Source organism: Streptomyces sp. NBC_00354 (genome assembly GCF_036106915.1).
In the GTDB taxonomy this organism is placed as follows: Bacteria; Actinomycetota; Actinomycetes; order Streptomycetales; family Streptomycetaceae; genus Streptomyces.
This window is the reverse complement of sequence record NZ_CP107983.1, coordinates 925816-945251: the sequence shown is the minus strand read 5'-3', so window position 1 is coordinate 945251 and position 19436 is coordinate 925816. Positions and strand designations below refer to the sequence as shown.

The window sequence follows — 19436 nt, the reverse complement described above, 5'->3', positions numbered from 1 at the left end:
CCGGACATTCAACCGGACGCCCAACCGGCCGCGCCCGCACCGACGTCGAGCAGGGCCCCCTCGTGGGGCATTGTCAGTGGCTCTCGCTAGTCTCCCCGCATACCGCAGCTCAGGGGGTCTTTTCCCCCTGGTCGACGCTGCGCGCATCCGGATCGGGCAGGCGGAGGGGCACGTACTGATGGCATGGCTGGCGGCGGGCGAGGGGTACGAGATCGCCCTGGTGGAGGGGAAGGTGGCGGCGCGGTCCGCCACCGGCCGGACGGCGGGGCGGCAGTTGAAGACGCTGCCCAAGGCGCTGCGCGACCACCCCGAGGTGGACCGGCTGCGCCGGCTCGCCGAATGGCTGGATCGGCACGAGGCCGCCTGCATCGCCCAGGTGGACACCTGGATGGTCTCCTCGCTGCCCGTGCCGACGGCGCTGCTCGCGCAGGTCTGGCCGGACGAGGCCTGGCAGAACGCACTGCGCGACATGGCCGTCGTCGGCGAGGACCCGGACGAGGTGGGCTTCCTGCGGGACGCCACCGCCTCCGGCGAGCTGAAGGTGGTCAACCTCGACGGCGAGACCGTACGGCTCTCCCCGCGCACGGTGACCCTGCCGCACCCGGTGCTGCTGCCCGACCTGGACGACGTACGGGACTTCGCGGCCGAACTCGGCATCGTGCAGCGCGTCGAGCAGATCCACCGGCCGACGTGGGAGAAGCCGGAGGGTCTGGCGGCCACCGCCACCGAGGTACGGGACTACGCGGGCGGGGTCTTCGCGAGCCGGTTCGGCCTGGCCGCCCGGGCGACGGGCCTCGGCTACCGGGTCTCCGGCGGCTACGCGACCTGCAAGGTCCGCGACACGGGCGGAGGTACGGAAGCGGCGGTCTGGATCGGCGAGCCGTACTACGAGGACGAGACGAGCACCGGCGCCCTGAGCTGGCACGACGAGAACGGCCGGGCGGTGCGCCTGACGGAGGTCGGACCGGTCGCCTGGTCCGAGGGAATGCGGATGGCCGCGGCGCTGTACGCCGGGCGCAAGATCGAAGAGGGCGGGGACGCGCGATGAGCACCACCACCAGCACCACGAGGGCAACCGACACCGCGGCCGACGCCGAACTGCTGCTCAAGGCCGGCGCCGTGCTGCCGAGCGGCACCGAGGGCGCAGGCCCCTCGGCCGTCGACCTGACCGCACGCACCTACCGCCACCCCGCCCTCGCCGACGACCGCGTCGTGGTCCGGCTGGCCGCCGCCGAACTGGGTCCGGCCGAGGACCTGGCCGCCGGCTTCCTGGGACTCGTACTCGACGAGGGCGAGCCGCCCGTGGTCGGCCTCGGCCAGCGCCAGGCCCTCGGCTTCCCCGAATGGGTCCTCGTGCACCACCCGGAGGACGGACACCACGCCCTCGCCGTCGTCCCCGAACTCGACCGGCTCGCCCGCCAGGCCAAGACCAAGCCCAAGGCCGCCCTCGACGCCTGCCACGAACTGGCCGGCCGGCTCGCCGCCGCCGTCCCGCACTTCCTGCCCGTCTTCTACGAGCAGGCCGCCCGCGTCTTCCTCGCCGTCGAGAACACCACGTACGCCGCCCAGCTGTTCGGCCGCGCCCGGACCAGCGAGGCCCAGCACGGCCTCGCCGTCGACGAGGACCGCCTCGACGGCGTGTTCCTCGAATTCGCCCTGGTCGGCGCCCTCCCGGTGAAGGTGCTCACCGGCTACGGCAAGGAGCTGTCCGGCCGCGTCAGCCCCGCCGAGGCCCACGAGCGCTTCCGCCGCCTGTGCGTACGCCGCACCGCGGGCGGGCTGCCGCCCTCCGCGCAGGCCGCGACCGAGCTGCGCCGCCTCGCCCGGGCCGCCGGCCTGACCGGCACCGAGGCCGAGCAGGACTACCTCGCCGAGCTGCTGCCGCTGCCCGCCACCCTGCGCGCCGCGTACGGCTGGTGGAAGGCACACCGCACGGCCCTCGTCGCGCTGGCCCGCCGGGTGCCGGCCGTACGGGGCACCCTGCTCGGTCTGATGCCGCCCGGCGGCGGCGACGGCGAACTCTCCGCCCTCTGGCTGGGCCTGCTCGAGGAATCCGGCGCGACCGCCGGGCTGATCGCGGCCGAACTGCCCGCCGAGCAGCGCTGCTCCGACGGCGCCGCCGGCTGGCTCGAACGCTTCCACGCCGCCCGCCACAGCGGCTGGGGCTCGCGCCCCACGCTGCCCGCCCTGCTCGACCTCGTCACCCGGGCGGCCGACCGGCTGCGCACCGAACTCGCCGAGCCCGGCCGCGAAGCAGGCCTGAAGGTGGGCGTCGAGGACGCCGACCTGCTGGACCTGCTGCTCTCCCTGGACATCCCGGTCACCGACCCCGAGACCGACTCCACATCCCACCGGCGCCACGACCAGCTGAACCTGGCCGCCTGGGCCGGCTCCGACCAGCGCCGGGACCTCCTCGCCATCGCCGCCGACCCCCGCTTCCGGCCCGCCTTCCGGCGCGCCGCGTACGGCCTCGGCGGTGACGCCGACTCGGTGAACGTCATGCGGCTGCTCGCCGCCTCGCCCGGCGGCCGCCCGATGCTCACCGAGTGGATGCACGACGTGGCCGGCGCCTCCACCGCGGCCGGTCTGCCCGGCCTGCCCGAGGCCATCCGCCGGCTGACCTGGCTGCCCGCCGAGGCCCTCGAACTCGCCCGGGAGGAGGTGGCCGCCGCGGCCGCCGCCGACCTCGGCGAAACCCTCGCCCGCACCCTGCGCGCCGGCCTCTTCGAGGAACTGTCCTGGCCCGCCTGGGAGTCCGCGATCGCCGAGATGACACCCGCCGGCCAGGGCGGGCACGGGCTGACCGTCGTCGAGGCCTGGCCCCACCTGATCGTCGCCAACTCCGCCCAGGTCCGCGTCATCGACGCCGACTCCACCGTGCTCACCCACGACCTGCGGGCGCCGAGCGGCACCTCGCACCGGTACGGATTCCACTACGTCGACGGCGAACTGCTCGTCTTCTGGTCCTCCCACTGGGGCGGCGGGGGCATCGAGGGCTACTGGCACACCGCGCCCGGCACCGTGTTCACCCTGGACCACTCCGGCAACCACTGGAACCTGCGCTCCGACGACATCAGCCTGCCCCTGCCCGGCGGCGGCCGCACCACCGGCGGCGGTGTCCTGCACGCGGGAGACACCAGGCTGCCGAGCGAGCAGCCCCTGCTGCACGACGGGACCTCGTACTGGCTGTGGCAGCGCCGCGACCAGGACAACGACGGCGGCTGGCGCGAGTACGACCCCTCGGACGGCGCCCTCGGGCGGCTCTCGCAGCCCGGCTTCCTCGCCGACGCCCTGCGCGCGCACCCCGCAGACGCCACCGTGCCCGCCCAGTCCGCCTGGCTGCGGCCCGCGCCCACGGTCGAGGGCTCGGTCCTCGGCGCACCCGTGGACGGCCTGCTCGGCTGGCGCACCGTACGCCTCCCCGGGCGGGGCTGGGAGGGCGCCGACACCGCCGGACGCACCGTGAGCGTGCCCGAGGGCAGCGAGATGCCCGTCGCCGCGCTCGCCTTCCCCGGCGACGAGCGGCCCCGCGCCCTGACGCACCGCTGGCGCGAGCTGAGCATCAGCGACCCGGACGGCGTGGTCACCGCCCAGTCGCGCAGCGACTACCGCAACGCCGCCTTCGCCACCGGCAGCGTCGACCTCCCGCCGCTGCCCTTCTGGTACGCGCTGCGTCCACGCGACCCCGAGGCCTCGGCCGCCCTGCGCGCGGCGGACCGGGCCACGATCGGCGCCCTGCTCGAGGCGGCCGCCACGGCCGAAGCGGTCACCGACCTCCCCGACGTGGTGAGCGCCGCGCTGCCGCAGGTCACCGCCCCGAAGCTGATCGGCGGCATCATCGAGGTCCTCCGCTTCGCCCTCGTCCAGCAGAAGGCGCTGGACGAGGTCGCCGCCCGGCTGGACCCCGACACGGGTGCGGCGGCCGACCGGGGGCCGGAAGGCCCGACCGACGAACTGATCGCCGACGCGCTGTACGGGCTCGTCGGCACCGGGTACTACCGCTGGGGCGCCCAGAGCGACGTCGCCTACCGCTACTTGGACGGGCTGGTCCGGGCGGCCGCCGACACGGGCGCCGAAGAGGTCCCCGGCCGGCTCCACTTCGACCTGCCCGAGCTGTCGTACTCCGCGCTCCCGTTCACGCAGCTGCTGGACCAGCCCGCGGCGATCGCGTACCGCGCCGTCGCCGTCGGTACCACCGACGAGCAGCGGACCGCCCTGTGCACCCTGCTGGGCCGGGTGGACGCGCTCGGGCTGGACTCCGCCGAGGGCTCCGCCGACCGCTGGCGCCGGGTCCTGGTCCACCTCGACCAGCGCCATCTGCGCACCCCCGACGGCATCGAGCGCAACACCTCGCACCGCAGCCTGCTCCCGCTCGGCGGCGGAGCCGTCCTCGGCCTCACCGAGCACAGCGTGTCCGTACCCGACGGACACGAGTTCGGGGCGCTGCTGTACGACCCGGCCGGCCGCTTCGCCGTGCCCGGCCCCTACACCGTGCGCGGCGACGCCCCGCTCGGCGACCGGGAGCGCGGCCCCGGCTGGCTGACGGCCTTCCTGGCCGAGGCCGCCGAACGCGGAACGGCGCCGTTCCTGCCGGAAGCCGCTGAGGAGTTCGCCCGTCTCACCGGGGTGTCCGGCACGCTGGCGCGTCTGCTGCTGGCCGGCCTGCCGAACATCGACAGCTACGAGCACCATTTCCTGCCGGCCGAACTGCGCACCGCCCTGGGCGTCAAGGCGGCCGACGCGAAGCACGCCCGGTCCGAGCTCAAGAGCCTCCAGATCGAGGTGCGGCGCGAGGTCGTCGCCGCGCTGCTGCCCGCCGACCCGGCGCGGCTGTGGACCGAAGGTCCGGACGTGGCCGCCGCCGCGCAGGCGTGGAACCGTCTCGTGGGTCGTCGTACGCCCGTGCCCGAGTGGCTGCTCGCCGAGGCCACGCGCGCCGCGCGCACCGGCTGGTCCACGCACCGGGCGCTGGCCGCGATCCTCGGCCCGGCACAGTCGCGCCCCTTGAGCGTGGACGTCGCCTGGGAGGTGAAGGGGGACCACGTCGAGCCCCGCGAACCGGCCGACGACCCCTTCACCTCGACCGTCCTGACCGGCGCGCTGACCCTGACGGCCTGGGCCGCCCACCGGCTGCCCGCCGGGGACCCCCTGCGGGCCGCGCTGCCGCCCGCCCTGACCGCCGTCCGGCAGCGGCTCGCCGCGCCCGAACTGATGCTCAGCATCGGGCACTTCACCAGCCTGCCGGACTTCCGGAAGGCCGCGGGCACGCCGACCGAGACGGGCGAGGGCTACGAGCGGTACGGCGCGGTGGTCATGGCCACCGCGGACGACCGGCCCAAGCCCGCCCTGCGGACGGCCCTGCTCGACTCGACCGGCTCCGACCCGTACCTGCCGGCGCTGCGCGGCGAGGACCAGCAGCCGTCGCCGGTGGAGACGGCGCTGCGGGCCGTCCACGACGCGCGGTTCGCGGCTCTCCTGGCGGATCCGGGCGCGCCGGCGGCAGGAGCCGCCGACAAGGACGGCACGTGGTGGCCGCAGGACCCGAGCCGCTCGGTGCCCGAGCTGGTGGCAGAGGTCTCCGAGGCCCACGGCCTGGGCGCGGACGCGGCCGCCGTGTACCTGGCGCTGCTCGCGATGCCCGACCCCACCGACCGCAACGTGGCCCGCTGGACGGGCTGGAAGCCGGCCCGGCTGAAGGCCGCCCGTGCCGAACTGGCCGCCACCGAGCTGGTGGTGACGGCCTCCCGGACCCGGGCGGGGCGCTCGCTGTTCCTGCCCGGCGGCTGGGCGGAGATGTCCTCGCCGGTGCTGCCGGTGGAGCGGTGGAAGCTCCCGATGTACGGTCTGGCCCCGGCCGGGCGGCCGGTGCTGGGCGTGCTGGTCCCGGACGAGCCGGCCGTTGACCTCTACCGGAGGGCCTGGCAGCGGGTCCGCGAGGGCGACGTACCGCGCTTCGAGGCCCTGAAGGTCAAGCGCACCCGCACGCGACGCCGCTGACGGCCGACCGGTGAGCCGGCCGGGCGGCGCAGTGCGCCGCCCGGGCCCCTCCCCACACATCCCACCGACTTCGCACATACCCCGAAGGACACGACACACCTCATGACCGTGACCGAAACAGCTGCCCCGGCCGCCACCCGGCAGGCCCTGCCCGCCGAAGAGCGGTACTCCGCCGAACTCGCCTTCCTCGCCGCCCAGGACACCGGCCCCCGCCCGCCCGGCTGGGCGCTCACCCCGCGCGCCGTCGTCACCTTCGTGTGCGGCAGCGAAGGCGTGGAACTGGCCCTGCCGGGGCGCCGCCGTGCCGGGCTCCCGGCCAAACTGGCCATCGCCCCGAAGTTCGTCGGCGAACGGGCCCTGGTGGAGCGCTGCGTCGTCACCCTCGCCGGCGAACGCGGCCTGCTCCTCACCGGCGAGCCCGGCACCGCGAAGTCGATGCTGTCCGAGCTGCTGGCCGCCGCCGTCTGCGGTACCAGTGCGCTGACCGTGCAGGGCACCGCCGGCACCACGGAGGACGCCTTCCGGTACGGCTGGAACTACGCCCTGCTGCTCGCCCAGGGCCCCACCTCCCAGGCGCTCGTCGACTCCCCGGTGCTCTCCGCGATGCGGACCGGGCGGGTGGTGCGCGTCGAGGAGATCACCCGCTGCCTGCCCGAGGTGCAGGACGCCCTGGTGTCGATCCTGTCCGACCGGCGGGTGAGCGTGCCCGAACTGACCGCCACCGAGGACGCGGTGGTCTCCGCGGCCCCCGGGTTCACGGTCATCGCCACCGCCAACCTGCGTGACCGCGGTGTCTCCGAGATGTCCGCCGCCCTCAAGCGGCGCTTCAACTTCGAGACGGTCGCGCCGATCGCGGACGCGGACGCCGAGGCCACGCTGATCCGCCGCCAGGCGGTGGCCGCGGTGCAGCGGGCGGGCGCCGCGTTCGGGGTGGACGACGCGGTCCTGGATGCGCTGGTCACGGTCTTCCGGGACCTGCGCTCCGGGCGCTCGGCGGAGGGCTGGGACGTGGAACGCCCCGGTACGGTCATGTCCACCGCCGAGGCGGTCCAGGTGGCGGCCTCGCTGGGCGTCGCCGCGGCGTACCTGCCGGGCGGCGACGTACTGGACCTGCTGCCGGGCCACCTGCTGGGCGTGGTCCGCAAGGACGACCCGGCCGACCACGGCCGCCTGCTGGGCTACTGGGACGGCCCGGTCCGCCGCCGCGCGGAAGACGGCTCGGCGATGTGGCGCCGCCTCTGGGACCTCCGCGGAAACCTCCGATGACCGGGCCGATTCCGGGCGCTCGGCCCGGGGAGCCCGCGGATACGCGCCGGGTCGCCGCCGCGAACCCGGCTGACGTGCGGACCGCCGCGTCCGCCTCCGCGCCTGCCGATCCGCGGGACGCCGTGGGTGCGCTCGCCGCGTCCCGTGCGCCGTACCTGCTGGGTGTGCGCCACCACAGCCCCGCGCTGGCGGCGGTGGTTCCGGCGCTGCTGGACGCCTCGGAGGCGGAGGTGGTGTGCGTCGAGCTGCCGACCGACTTCCAGCCGTGGCTGGAGCACTTGGCGGACCCGGAGACCGCGGCTCCCGTCGCCCTGGCCGGTACGGGCCGGGACGGCGGGCTGGCGTTCTACCCGTTCGCGGACTTCTCCCCGGAGCTGGCCGCCATCCGCTGGGCGCGTGCGCGCGGCGCGGAGGTCCGCTGCTGCGACCTCCCGCTGACCGACCCCGGCTGGACCCTGCCCTCCTCGGACCAGGACGCGTCCGAGGACTCGCCGCACGGCCGTCGGCGGTTGTTCGCGCAGGCGCTGACCGCGTCCGGGACCGGGCGCGACGGTGACGACCTGTGGGACCGGGCCGTGGAGGTGCTGGCCCCCGGCTGCGCCCCGGAAGCCGTCCGGCGGGCCGCCCTCGGCGTCGGCTGGGCCCTGCGCCAGGACGGCCCCGTCCCCGCGACCGACCTGGCCCGCGAGGCCCACATGCGCAGCGTCGTCAACGCCGCCGCCTCGGGGGGCCGGAAGGTCGCCGCCCTGATCGGCGCCTTCCACGCCCCGGCCCTCGTCGCCGACCCGGCACCGGCGGCTGTCGCCTCCGCCCCGACGGATGCTGCCGTACGGGCCGGCCAGGGCGCTCCTTCGGCCCCGTCCCGGACCACCGGTGCGGACCGCGCGTCGGGCACGGAGCCCGCGGCCGTCGTGGTGGCGGAACCCGCTCCCGGGCCAGGGAACAGCGCCCCGGCAGCGGACGAGGTGCCGGTGCCCGGTTCCGGGGCGGACGCTTCCGCCCCGGAAACGCCGGCGCCCGGTGGTGGGCGCGGGGCAGGCTCCGTCGCCGGCCCGGCGGGTGCTTCGGGCGCGGCCGTCCGTGGAGTGGCCGAGGGGCCGGCTCTCGTGCCCGGGGTGGATGCCGGCGAGGGGGCCGTCACCTCGTTCGTGCCCTACTCCTTCGATCTGCTCGACTCCCGCTCCGGGTACCCCGCCGGGATCCGGGATCCGCTCTGGCAGCAGGCCGTGCTCGAGGCCGGCGGGGATCCGGTGCGGGTGCGGGATGCCGCGTCCGTCGCCCTCACCGGCATCTGCAGGGAGCTGCGCCGCGCCGGGCACACCGCCGGGACCGGCGAGGCCGCCGAGACGCTGCGGCTCGCCTGCGACCTGGCCGTCCTGCGCGGGCTCCCCGCCCCCGGCCGGGGCGAACTCCTCGAGGCCGTCACCACCGTGCTCGGCCAGGGCGAACCCCTGGGCCGGGGCCGGGCGCTGGCCCGTGCGCTGGAGGCCGTTTTCGTCGGCACCGGCCGCGGCCGGATCACCCCGCACGCCCCGCGCTCCGGACTCGGCCCCTCCGTCGAGGCCGAGCTGGCGGAGCTGCGGCTGCCGGGCCCCGAGGAGCCCGCCTCCCGCGAGGTTCGCCTCGACCCGCTCCGCTCCCCGCTCGACCGGCGCCGCGAGGTCCTGCTCCGGCGGCTGGCCGTCTGCGGGGCCTCGTACGGGGAGCCCCTCGACGTGGCCGCGACCGGCGACGGCACCGCCCTCGGCACCAAGTGGCGGCTGACCTGGACGCCTTCCGTCCCGGCCCGCCTCGACCTGGCCGGCGTCCGCGGCGTCACCGCCGCCCAGGCCGCCGCCGGGACCCTGCGCGAGACCGCCCGCCGGGCCGCCGCCGACGGCGGTCCGACCCCGGCCCAGATCCTCACCGGCCTGGCCGCCGCCGCGCGGTGCGATCTGCCCGAGCTGGTCGACGTACGGCTGGACGAGGCCGGCGAGGTCCTTCCGCAGACCGCGACCCTGCCCGAACTCCTCGAGTCGCTGGATCTCTTGGAGGGGCTCGCCCGCGGGCACTTCCCCGGTGCCTCCGACGGCTCCCGCACCGCCGCGGCCGCGCTCACCGACCGGCTCCTCGAAGCCGCCGTACGGTCCCTGCCCGGACTCGCCGGCAGCGAGGACCACGGCGACGCGCGCGCCCTCGTGGCCCTCGCCGACCGGGCCGCCACCCTGCACCTGGGCCTGCGGATGGACACCGCCCTGGCGGAACTGACCGCCACCGCATCCCCGTTGATGCAGGGCGCGGCACTGGCCGTACGGGTCCTCCTCGATCTCGATCCGGCCGCCGGTCTCGGCGGCCGGGCCGCCGGATGGATCGACGGCGCCGCCGCCCCCGACGGCCGGCGCTCCCTGGCCCGCCGCCTCGGCGGAGTCCTGGCCGCCGCGGGACCGCTGCTCGACTCCTCCGCGGCCGCCCTCACCCCGGTCCTCGACCGGATCGACGGCCTCGCCGACCAGGAGTTCCTGGACCGGCTCCCGGCCCTGCGCGGCGGCTTCGACGTACTCGCCCCGGCCGCCCGCGACCGGCTGCTGGACACCGTCACCGAGCGGCTCGGCGACCGCATCGACCTGTCCCTCGACGCGCCGCCCGCCCTGCTCGCCCTCTGGGCCGCCGCGGACGCCGCCGGCGCCGCGGCCCTCAAGGCCCTTCCGCTGCCGGCCGGGGACACCCCGGCTCCCGAACCCGGCCCCGATCCGGAGGTACCCGTACCGCCCCTGCCCGCGCCCCTGCGCGGAGAGCACCGGCTGGCCCCCGCAGACCGCTGGCGCCTGCTGCTCGGCCGCCAGCGCGACCGGCTCCCCGCAGGCGCCCGCCGCTACGCCCACGCCCTCGACGAGCTGTACGGCAACGGCCGCGGCGAAGGCGCCGCCGACCTCGAAGGCGGCCGGGGCAACGGCGGCAACGGCGGGGGACAGGAGCCCTCGTTCCCCACGGCCCGCGAATGGTCGCAGGAGCTCGAATCGCTCTTCGGCGCCGACGTACGCGAGGAGGTGCTCGCCGACGCGGCCGACGCGGGCCGCTCCGACGTACTGAGCCAGCTCGACCCGGCGGCCGTCCGCCCCTCCGTGGAACTGCTCAGCTCGGTCCTGTCGCTGGCCGGCGGCATGCCCGAGACCCAACTCGCCCGACTGCGGCCCCTGGTGAGGCGGCTGGTCGACGAACTCGCCAAGGAGCTCGCCACCCGGCTGCGCCCGGCGCTCTCCGGCCTCGCCACCCCGCGCCCCACCCGCCGCCCCGGCGGCAGGCTCGACCTGGCCCGGACCCTGCGGGCCAACCTCGCGCACACCCGCCGCCTCGACGACGGCCGGGTGGTCGTCGTCCCGGAACGGCCCGTGTTCAGCACCCGGGCGAGCCGCGAGGCCGACTGGCGGCTGATCCTCGTGGTCGACGTCTCCGGCTCCATGGAGGCCTCGGTCATCTGGTCGGCCCTCACCGCCGCCGTCCTCGGCGGTGTACCGACCCTGTCCACCCACTTCCTGGCCTTCTCCACCCAGGTCGTGGACCTCACCGACCGCGTCGAGGACCCGCTCTCGCTGCTCCTGGAGGTCCGTGTCGGCGGCGGTACGCACATCGCGGCGGGCCTGGCCCACGCACGGTCCCTGATCACCGTGCCCAGCCGCACCCTCGTCGTCGTGGTCAGCGACTTCGAGGAGGGCGCGCCGATCGGCGGACTCCTCGGGGAGGTCCGCGCACTGGCCGCGTCCGGAGCCCATCTGCTGGGCTGCGCCGCGCTCGACGACGCCGGAGCCCCCCGGTACTCGGTCCCCGTCGCCCGGCAGCTCGTCGCGGCCGGCATGCCGGTGGCCGCCCTCAGCCCGCTCGCCCTCGCCCGCTGGGTCGGCGACCGCCTCCGTGGAGAACCCCGTTGAGTACCGAGACGAACGCCGATACCGAGCTGAGTGCCGATGTGAACACAGGGCTCCTTCCGCCCGTCGCCCCCGAGGTCCTCGCCGAGGCCGTCGAGAACCTCACCGCCCGGCTGCGCAAGAAGCTCGACGCCGCCATCGAGGGCTGCGCCGCGGGCGCCGCCCGGGCGGACGACGGGAGTGTCACCGTCCGCTTCGGCGAGGACGCGCTCGTCACCCTGCGGCCGGGCCCGGCCGGTACGGTCACCGCGGCCGAACAGGCCGTCTGCACCTGCCTGCTGGCGCCGCGCTGCCTGCACCGGGCCGCGGTACTCGGCGCGGCGCCGCTCGCGGACGCGGGGCAGCTGCCGCCGGAGCCCGATCCCGAGGCCGGCTCGGTGCCGGGAGCTGCGCCCGCTGCCGTTCCCGGAGGGGCCGAAGCCGCCTCGGGGTCCGCGCCCGTCGCTCCGCCGAGCACGCCCGAACCCGCGCCGGTTGCCCTCACCGCCGCCCAGCTCGGCGCTGCCGCCGCGCTCTGGCAGGCCGCCGCCGAGGCCCTCGCGGCCGGCGTCACGGCCGGCGGCGCCGTGGTCCAGGCCGAGCTGCTGCGGGCCGCCCACACCGCGCGCCTCGCCGGGCTGCCCCGGGCCGAGGCCGCCACTCTGCGCGTCGTACGAGGCCTGCGCGCCGCCCGGGAGCGCAGTGGCGCCCACCGGCTCGGCGACCTCACCGGAGCCTTCCGCGAACTCCTGCACACCGCCGGACTTCTGGCCTCGGGAACGCCCGGCCCGGCGCTCACCGGCACGGCACGCCGCGCCTACCAGCCGGGCGGCAGCCTGCGGGTGTACGGCCTGTGCCGGGAGCCCGTCCTGTCGGCCACCGGCTACGGGGGAGTGGTCACCCACCTGCTCGCCCCCGACGGCGCCCGCTACTCGGTCTCCGACGTCCGCCCCGGCGGCCTGGCCCGCGCCCGCGGCGCCGGTTCCGCCTCCGTGGCCCTCGGCGGAGCCGCCCTCGACCATGCGGGCCTCGCGCGCGGGGGACTCCGTATCGCCGGGGCCACGGTCTCCGCCGACGGCCGCCTCGGCGCCGGACGCGGGGTCCAGGCGACCCCGCTGCGCGGAGTCCGGTGGACCGAGGAGCCGGCCGCAGGGCTGTTCGCCCGCCCGGCGGCCGAGGCCGTGGCAGCCCGGCTCGCCGACCGGGACACCGACCCGGACGGAGCCGCGCCCGCCCTCCTCGGCTGCGAGGTCACCGTCGTCGGGGCGGCCGGCGAGGACCTCCTGGTCCGCGAGGTACGAGCGGACGCGCCCCTGCTGCGGCTGCGCGCCGCCCACCCCCACCCGGAACTGCCGCACACGGCCAACCTCCGCCGTATCGCCGCCCATCCGGGGCTGGTGCTCCGCGTGCTGGGCCGGCCCGACCTGGACCGCGCCGCCACCCTGCGGCCGCTCGCCGTCGGGCCGGTGCCCGGCGCGGAGTACACCCTGCGCCTGCCCGAGGAGTGGCTGGGCCGCGCCGACCTCGGCTACGACCTGCTCCAGGGCAGCCACTTCCCGCCCGGTACGGCCGAGACCCCCGCCCCCGCCCCCGCTTCCGCTGCCGAGGCTCCGGACCTGCTGGCCGACTCACCGCTGTGGCGGGTACGCCGACTGCTGGAAACCGGGGTCGCGGGCGGCCGACGCGCCGTCGCCGAGGCGGCACGCACCGCCGAGCCGCTCACCTCGTACGGGCCGCTGCGCCGGGCCGGCTTCACCGCGGCGGCGGAGCTCGCCACGGCTCTCGCCGCGGAGGCGGACCGCCGCCCCCGCGACTCCTTCGGCCGCCTGACGGACCCCTCACCCGACGCCTACGCCTGGGCCTGGCTGGCCGCATCCACCCACCTGGCCGCGGCGGAACGCTCCCTGGTGGCCGCGTCCTGGACCTGAGGGCTCTCGAGCCGGGCGGCGTATGCGTCGGTGAGGATGGTGCAGGTGCACCAGTCGCCCGCGCACGGGGTGCCCCGGTCCATGCTCACGGTCTGTCGTGGGCGGGCCCGCGCAGCCATGCGGCGAGTGTGGCGAAGTCCGCGGGTGTGAGGCCGAAGTGGGGGTCCACGCGGTGGAGCAGGGACCGGCCGGGGTGGTGTGCGGTCACCCAGGTCCGGTCGGCCGTGGTGATCTCGTCGTCGACCCAGGCGAACGGGCGGCCGGCGGCGAAGTCCACGAGGGCACGGGTCTTCCAGTGGATCCGCTCCCGGGGGCTCTCCTCCTCGTACGGGTCAGGCCAGGCCACCACCGGCAGATCCGGCAGTCCGGTGCGCGGCGCGACCCACTCGTTCGCGTCGTCCATCCAGGTCGTGGCCCACACCAGTTCGCACGGCAGCGCCAGCAGGCGGGGTCCGAGCCCGGGATCGATCCTGGCGAGGAGGGGGTTCGCGTCGGGCCGTGTCCCGTACGTCGGATAGCCGTCCGGGAGCTCTTCGGGCGTGGCCCCGAACGGGATGAGCGGTCCGTCGACGTCGAGGAAGAGGAGAGGGCGCTGCCCGGGGCCGGTCATGGCGGCACGATAGCCGCCGCCGGGACGTGGAACCGCGGGCGGCGTGATCCCCTCTCCCTGGGCAAAGGGGGAGGACCATGACGAGGACAGCTGTGTCCATGGCCGGGAGAGCGGCGGTGGCGGGGCTCCTGTGCGCCGCGCTCGCGGCCTGTGGCACGAGACATGCCGGGGAAGCCGCCGCGCCGCCCGCGCCGGCGAAGGAGACCTGCGGCCTCGACCGGACGACGGGCGGCGGCACGGGTCTGCCGGATCCGCCGACGGAGGAGCAAGGCGGCGGCTACGCCGGGCCTCCGACGGATCAGGAAACAGGCGGTTACGCCGGTCCCCCGACCGACCAGGAGACGGGTGGCTACGCCGGGCCGCCGACGGATCAGGAGACGGGGAGTTACGCCGGTCCGCCCACGGATCAGGAGACCGGTGGGTACGCGGGGCCGCCCACGGATCAGGAGACCGGTGGGTATGCCGGTCCGCCCACCGATCAGGACACCGGGGCGCCGAATCCGCCCACCGACGGGGACATCACCAACGGTGCGGGCCCCTGCGGCGGTGCGGGGTGGTTCGACATGACCCGGGACTTCAACGCCTACTACGCCGAGCGGCGCACCAGAGCAGACCTCTTCCTCCCCGAGCGAGCCGTCAGGGAGGCCCGGGTCCGCAAGGGGCGGGACGCCGGCGAGGCACTCGTCACCTTCACCACCCGATCCGTCGGCAAGGGCCTGGCGGAGGACGGCCGCCGGATCGCGCAGATGTTCGTGTCGTGGCGGCAGCAGGTGTACGGGGACCACGGCACGGTGACCGTCCGGACCCCGGACGGGGACGTGGTCACCACCGAGCCCTGGTGAGCGGAGCTCAGGGCCACTGCACGTCCCAGAACGCGCAGTGGTGCTCCGCAGGCCCGTCGACCACGTGGATGCCGCCCGGCCCCGGCGCGAAGGACAGCACGGATCCGGCGGGGCCGAACCGCGGCCATGTGGCGGGCTGCCTGCCCGTGCGGGCGAACGCCGTCCAGTCGCCGGTCATTCGCTTCGACAGCTCGCGCTGCGGCGCGGTCAGGGCGGCATCCATCGTGAACAGGTAGGGCAGTTCGAAGCCGTGCGAAGCACCGTACGGGAACCCCTCCACCTCCGGCAGGCCGGTGAAGTTCGGCGCGTCCCGGTCGCTGAACCGGTACACGTACGTCGGCACGTGCCGGGCCACCGCCCTGCTGTCCCGCAGCGCCGGGCAGGTGAACGAGGCGTCGGACAGTACGGCGGCCCAGGCCAGCGCCGGCGTCGGGTACGCAGCCACCGGGTACTGCGCCTCGACGGCCGGGACGGCGGCCGCGCCGAACGACTGCTCCACCCGGGCCCGGTAGGCGCCCGCGTCGGGGATGGGGAACGCCTCCAGGCTCTGCGCCAGGAAGATCCGCATCTCGTCCCGGGTACTGCCCTCGATCACCGGCACCCGGTGGAAGCGCCCGGCCTCCAGGGCCCGCCGGGGTTCCTCGGGCAGCAGGCGGTTGCCGTAGGAGACGAGCGAGAACCGCATCATCAGCTCCGGGGTCGTGAGCGTCGCGGCGTCGATCCCGCGCAGGCAGTCCAGTACGGCGCCCGGCTCCGGCCGGCCGCAGCCGAGCTCGGCAGCCGCCGACACCCCGGCCGCGAGGGTGCGCTGCTCGGGCACGAAGGGCTCGTACCGGCCCAGGGTGGGCAGCAGTGAGCGGGGCGGCATGGTGATGGAGCACGAGCCGCTCTGCAGGATCGCCCGCTGGAACAGGCCGCCCGAGGCCGGTGAGGTGAGGTGGGCGCAGACGCTGAGGCCGCCCGCAGACTCCCCGAACAGCGTCACGTCGGACGGGTCGCCGCCGAAGCGCCCGGCGTTGGCCCGCACCCAGCGCAGCGCCGCCTGCTGGTCGGCGATGGCGAAGTCGGGGGCCCCGCCGAGCGCCGGATGCCCGAAGAGGCCGAAGATTCCGAGCCGGTAGTTGACGGTGACGACCACTGCGTCGCCCTGGACGGCCAGCTGCTCGGGCTGGTAGAGGTCCCCGGCCCCATTGACGAAGCCGCCGCCGTGGAACCAGACCATGACGGGCCGCCGCTGCCCGCCCGAAGCCGACGAGGCCGATGCGTTCGGCGAGGTGACATTGAGGTACAGGCAGTCCTCGGAGCCGCTCGGCCCGCCCGGCCCCACCGGCGGCAGCTGTACACAGCGCGCGCCCGGTGCCCCGGCGTCGCGTACGCCGGTCCAGTGCGCCGCGGGCTGCGGGAGCCGCCAGCGCAGCGGCCCGGTCGGCGGCGCCGCGAACGGGATCCCCTCGAAGGAGCGGTACGCGCCGTGCGCCCGGCCGCGTACGGGCCCCCGGTCGGTGTCCACCACGGGCCGGTCCGTGGCGGGTGCGCCCGCCACGGCGGACGCCGGTCCGGCCGCGGTGGCGAGCAGGAGGAAGGCGCACCACACGGCGCACCACACGGCACACCACACGGCGCTCCACCGGGCGTTCCAGCGTCGTGGGTAACGGGCACGGGACACGGGCGACCGCCTTTCGTCACTGCCATGCTTTCCCCGAAGTCGGCCGGAAATCCGGTCAACGTCCGTGCCGTGCGGGGGCGTTCGGCGTCGGACGCTACCGCCGCTGCAGCGAGCCCCGTACGTAGGCCGCCTGGCCGGCGTGCTGGAGGTCGTCGGCGATGACGCTGACCAGCCGCACCCCCAGGGTGACCGGCGGGTCCCAGCGCTCGTCGACCACCCGTTCCAGATCGGCGGCGGCGAGTCCGCGGATGAACGCGGTGCTCTGCTCGTGGACGGCGTCGTAGTACCCCAGCAGCAGGTCGCCCGACTCGACCACGACCTTCCCGACCTGCGTCGCGGTGTGCCCGAAGCCGGTGGCCTCGGCAGGTACCGGCAGAGCGAAGCGGGTGAACCAGTCCTGTGCCGTCCAGACCTGCTCCAGGCCCGACGCGTCCGCCACGTGGTCGTCCTGTACCCGGGCGAGATGCCACACCAGCCAGGTGATCGAGTTCGCCTTCGGGTCGATCCGCGCGTTCAACTCCTCGGCCGATAGCCCCTCGACCACGTCGTGCACCACCTCCCGGATGCGCCCGTACGCATCGGCCAGTACCTCCGTAGCCTTCATGCACCGTCCCCAGACGTGTCCGCGAAACCACCGATATGACGTGACGTGACGTGAAGTACGGCATCGGCCGGTGCCCGTGGCCACCGGCCGATGTGTGAGGTGACGCCGGGCTACATGGGATCCATGCCCCGGTCGTCGATCTTGCCTTCCTTCTCGCTCTGCTCCTGGAGCCGGCGGGCCTTCTCCTGGAGCCTTCGGCGCTCTTCCGGATCGGTGGAGCGTTCCGCCGCCTTGCTCAGCTCCTGCGCCTTCTCGCGCAGTTGCCGGACCCGGCCTTGGGTTTCGCCAGCGCTCATGATCACTCCTCGGGTGTGGGGGGTAAGGAGGCCGGATTCAGCGAACCAGCAGCGCCGCGCGGGCGCATCTCGAACCGTCTGCTCCGGTGACCGCCCGGCGGGCTGCTCCCCCGTTTGCCCGCCCCGAATGGCGCAGCGGAGCGGGGTGCCGCTGAATGTGACTGCGCGTGCGCTTCCCCTGACGCACGTTGACCGGCGTGCGATGTGCAGACCCGCGCGTCGGCGAACGGAGCGTTCCATGAATGACCCCATCACGCTTGCGGCTACCCCCACCCGGTCCGGGGCGCTGCGCCACGTCCTGCGCTGGCCGGTGGCCGCCGCCCTGCTGGTCTGCGGCGTCCTGCACCTGCCGGGCGACCTGACGGCCCTGCCGTCCCAGGCCCCGACCGCCCTCCCTCCCCTCTTCGCCACCGTGCTGTGCCTGGGACTCGGCGCGCTGCTGGCGGTGCGTGACACCGCCGCCGCGTGGCGGGCCGGTGCGGCGGGTGCCGTCGCCGTCGTCGCCCTGCACGTGGTCGGCGGAGTCGCGGGGTTCGACCCGCTGGAGGGCGCGGCGAGCGCCTCCCTGGCCTGGGCGGGCGTCACGGCGGTGCTCTGCGCCGCGGCCGCCGCCGTCCTGGCCGGCCTGGCGCTCCTGAACCGGTCACCGCAGGCCCGGGCGGGCGCCGGCGGCTGACCGCGCGACGGGGGCGGGACCGGCGGTTCGTGCCGGTCCCGCCCCCGTGGCATGCGTACCACGCCCGGTCCCGCCGTCCTACGCGAGCAGGTTGACCCCGTGCGTGAACACCCTGGGCAGCCGGGCCGCCAACGGGACGATCCGCCCCGCGAGCCGGGGCTGTTGGCGTGCCCAGAGCAAGGACGCGGTGAGCGTGCGGTAGCTGCGCGACAGCTCCCGCCAGGCCCGTTCGTACGCCTGCGGCCGGCCCTCCCGTACGCAGCGGACGAGTGCACCCGCGGCGGTCACGGCCAGGGTGAGCCCCTCGCCGGTCAGCGCGTCCACGTACCCCGCGGCGTCACCGACGAACAGCACCCGCCCCGCGACCCGCACCCGGGCCTGCTGGCGCAGCGGCCCGGCGCCGCGCACCGCCGAACCGGAGCACCCGGCCAGCCGCTCGCACAGCAGCGGGAACCGGGCCAGTTGTACGTCGAAGGGGGCGCGTTCGGTGGTGAGGACCGCCACTCCGACCCGGCCGGGCCCCAGCGGGGTCACGTACGCCTCGCAGTGCGCCGACCAGTGGACCTCGACCAGGTCGCTCCAGGGCTCGACGGCGTAGTGGCGGCGCAGCCCGTAGCGGGGCGGCCGGCCGGGGGCGGGCGGCGCCGCCAGGCCCAGGCCGCGCCGGACGGGGGAGTGCAGGCCGTCCGCCGCCACGAGGTGGCGGGCCGTCAGGCCGGCCGCGCCGACCCGGTCCGCGTCCTGGCGGACCTCGCCGACGCGCCGCGCGAGCACCCGTACGCCCAGCCGGTCGGCGCGTTCGGCCAGCGCCGCCTGGAGGACGGTGCGGCGGGTGCCGAGACCCGGCCCGGTGCGGAACAGCCCCTCGGCGTGCAGCCCGCTCACCCCGTCCAGGTAGCGGATGCCGCGGAACGGGCTGCCCGGTACGCAGACGCCGAGCTCCCGGAGCCGGCGGACGGCCCCCGGCATCAGGCCCTCGCCGCAGGCCTTGTCGATCGGGGTGGGGCGCGGCTCCAGGACCACGACCTCCATCCCGGCCAGCGCCCCGTGGATGGCCGTGGCCAGCCCGGCAGGGCCGCCGCCCGCGACGAGCAGGTCGATCACCGGGCCCTGCCCTCCGCCGGTACGGTACTGCGGTAGATCGGCGCGGCATGGGCCAGTGCGTCCTCCTCGCAGCGGACGCGTACGCCGAGCAGCAGGAGGTTCAGCACGGTGAAGCCGGCCGCCGTCATCCAGGCGCTGTGCACCAGCGGCAGCGCCACACCCTCCACGACGACCGCGACGTAGTTCGGGTGGCGCAGCAGCCGGTACGGCCCCGCCGCCACCAGCGGCAGTCCCGGGACCACCAGCACCCGGGTGTTCCAGCGCGGGCCGAGGGCGCTGATGCACCACCAGCGCAGGCCCTGGGCCGCCAGTACGAGGGCGAGTGCGGGCCAGCCCAGCGCGGGCAGGAACGGGCGGTCGGCGACGAGCGGTTCCACCACACAGCCCAGCAGCAGCGCGGTGTGCAGGGCGACCATGGCGGGATAGTGGCCGCGGCCGTACTCGATGGCGCCGCGGGACAGGCTCCAGCGCGTGTTGCGGCGGGCGACGGCGAGTTCGGCGAGCCGCTCGGCCACGACGAGCGCCATGAGCAGCAGGTACAGGTCCATGGGGTTGATCGGGTTCAT

General features: G+C 76.0%; 13 protein-coding genes. 7 read left to right on the top strand and 6 right to left on the bottom strand.

Features of this window, described 5'->3' with window-relative positions; all coding sequences use genetic code 11:
• Nucleotides 1–178 precede the first annotated feature (178 nt).
• From OHT74_RS04515 to OHT74_RS04495, 5 genes are all read left to right on the top strand, one after another.
• Nucleotides 179–1048 (top strand): DUF4132 domain-containing protein, encoded by an 870-nt coding sequence (locus tag OHT74_RS04515; RefSeq protein ID WP_266998824.1) that lies wholly within the window; start codon nt 179–181, stop codon nt 1046–1048.
• Nucleotides 1045–5997: a DNA-binding protein gene (locus tag OHT74_RS04510; RefSeq protein ID WP_328619419.1), complete on the top strand. Its 4953-nt coding sequence runs from the start codon at nt 1045–1047 to the stop codon at nt 5995–5997. Before OHT74_RS04515 ends, OHT74_RS04510 begins: the two co-directional genes overlap by 4 nt.
• Before the next feature lie 102 nt (nt 5998–6099).
• On the top strand, nt 6100–7263 hold the full coding sequence (locus tag OHT74_RS04505) for an ATP-binding protein (RefSeq protein WP_266660817.1): 1164 nt from the start codon (nt 6100–6102) through the stop codon (nt 7261–7263).
• Entirely contained in the window at nt 7260–11168 is a 3909-nt protein-coding gene (locus tag OHT74_RS04500) for a vWA domain-containing protein (RefSeq protein ID WP_328619418.1), read from the top strand. Before OHT74_RS04505 ends, OHT74_RS04500 begins: the two co-directional genes overlap by 4 nt.
• Nucleotides 11165–13072: a hypothetical protein gene (locus OHT74_RS04495; protein WP_328619417.1), complete on the top strand. Its 1908-nt coding sequence runs from the start codon at nt 11165–11167 to the stop codon at nt 13070–13072. The genes OHT74_RS04500 and OHT74_RS04495 overlap by 4 nt, the downstream gene beginning before the upstream one ends.
• An 85-nt stretch (nt 13073–13157) precedes the next feature.
• Here OHT74_RS04495 and OHT74_RS04490 read toward each other — a convergent pair whose 3' ends face one another.
• Complete coding sequence (locus OHT74_RS04490; protein ID WP_328619416.1) at nt 13158–13682, bottom strand: hypothetical protein; 525 nt, start codon at nt 13680–13682, stop codon at nt 13158–13160.
• Between the two features lie 77 nt (nt 13683–13759).
• Here OHT74_RS04490 and OHT74_RS04485 point away from each other — a divergent pair, with 77 nt between their 5' ends.
• Entirely contained in the window at nt 13760–14524 is a 765-nt protein-coding gene (locus tag OHT74_RS04485; RefSeq protein ID WP_328619415.1) for a hypothetical protein, read from the top strand.
• A gap of 7 nt (nt 14525–14531) precedes the next feature.
• On the opposite strand, the gene OHT74_RS04480 is transcribed toward OHT74_RS04485, so the two are convergent.
• The 3 genes from OHT74_RS04480 to OHT74_RS04470 all read right to left on the bottom strand — a co-directional run bounded on the left by OHT74_RS04480 (nt 14532) and on the right by OHT74_RS04470 (nt 17093).
• The gene (locus OHT74_RS04480) at nt 14532–16190 is read right to left on the bottom strand and encodes a carboxylesterase/lipase family protein (RefSeq protein WP_328619414.1); all 1659 of its coding nucleotides are present in this window, start codon (nt 16188–16190) and stop codon (nt 14532–14534) included.
• Nucleotides 16191–16284: 94 nt separating this feature from the next.
• Complete coding sequence (locus OHT74_RS04475; protein WP_266660805.1) at nt 16285–16794, bottom strand: mycothiol transferase; 510 nt, start codon at nt 16792–16794, stop codon at nt 16285–16287.
• Nucleotides 16795–16904: 110 nt separating this feature from the next.
• Nucleotides 16905–17093, bottom strand: a complete 189-nt coding sequence (locus tag OHT74_RS04470) for a DUF6381 family protein (protein WP_383513136.1) — start codon at nt 17091–17093, stop codon at nt 16905–16907.
• Between the two features lie 235 nt (nt 17094–17328).
• Between OHT74_RS04470 and OHT74_RS04465 the strand changes: the two genes are divergently transcribed.
• Nucleotides 17329–17766, top strand: a complete 438-nt coding sequence (locus tag OHT74_RS04465) for a hypothetical protein (RefSeq protein ID WP_328619413.1) — start codon at nt 17329–17331, stop codon at nt 17764–17766.
• 78 nt (nt 17767–17844) lie between these two features.
• Here the strand turns inward: OHT74_RS04465 and OHT74_RS04460 are convergent, their stop codons facing one another.
• Together OHT74_RS04460 and OHT74_RS04455 are read right to left on the bottom strand one after the other, a co-directional pair.
• Complete coding sequence (locus tag OHT74_RS04460; RefSeq protein ID WP_328619412.1) at nt 17845–18870, bottom strand: NAD(P)/FAD-dependent oxidoreductase; 1026 nt, start codon at nt 18868–18870, stop codon at nt 17845–17847.
• Nucleotides 18867–19418, bottom strand: a complete 552-nt coding sequence (locus tag OHT74_RS04455) for an isoprenylcysteine carboxyl methyltransferase family protein (protein ID WP_328623256.1) — start codon at nt 19416–19418, stop codon at nt 18867–18869. The genes OHT74_RS04460 and OHT74_RS04455 overlap by 4 nt, the downstream gene beginning before the upstream one ends.
• Between the last annotated feature and the right edge of the window lie 18 nt (nt 19419–19436).

Bases quoted from the DNA above. Each gene is read 5' to 3' on its own strand.
- OHT74_RS04500 (WP_328619418.1), top strand. From the start codon at position 7,260: ATGACCGGGCCGATTCCGGGCGCTCGGCCCGGGGAGCCCGCGGATACG.
- OHT74_RS04505 (WP_266660817.1), top strand. From the start codon at position 6,100: ATGACCGTGACCGAAACAGCTGCCCCGGCCGCCACCCGGCAGGCCCTG.
- OHT74_RS04465 (WP_328619413.1), top strand. From the start codon at position 17,329: ATGAATGACCCCATCACGCTTGCGGCTACCCCCACCCGGTCCGGGGCG.
- OHT74_RS04485 (WP_328619415.1), top strand. From the start codon at position 13,760: ATGACGAGGACAGCTGTGTCCATGGCCGGGAGAGCGGCGGTGGCGGGG.
- OHT74_RS04515 (WP_266998824.1), top strand. From the start codon at position 179: ATGGCATGGCTGGCGGCGGGCGAGGGGTACGAGATCGCCCTGGTGGAG.
- OHT74_RS04455 (WP_328623256.1), bottom strand. From the start codon at position 19,418: ATGGACCTGTACCTGCTGCTCATGGCGCTCGTCGTGGCCGAGCGGCTC.
- OHT74_RS04475 (WP_266660805.1), bottom strand. From the start codon at position 16,794: ATGAAGGCTACGGAGGTACTGGCCGATGCGTACGGGCGCATCCGGGAG.
- OHT74_RS04490 (WP_328619416.1), bottom strand. From the start codon at position 13,682: ATGACCGGCCCCGGGCAGCGCCCTCTCCTCTTCCTCGACGTCGACGGA.
- OHT74_RS04510 (WP_328619419.1), top strand. From the start codon at position 1,045: ATGAGCACCACCACCAGCACCACGAGGGCAACCGACACCGCGGCCGAC.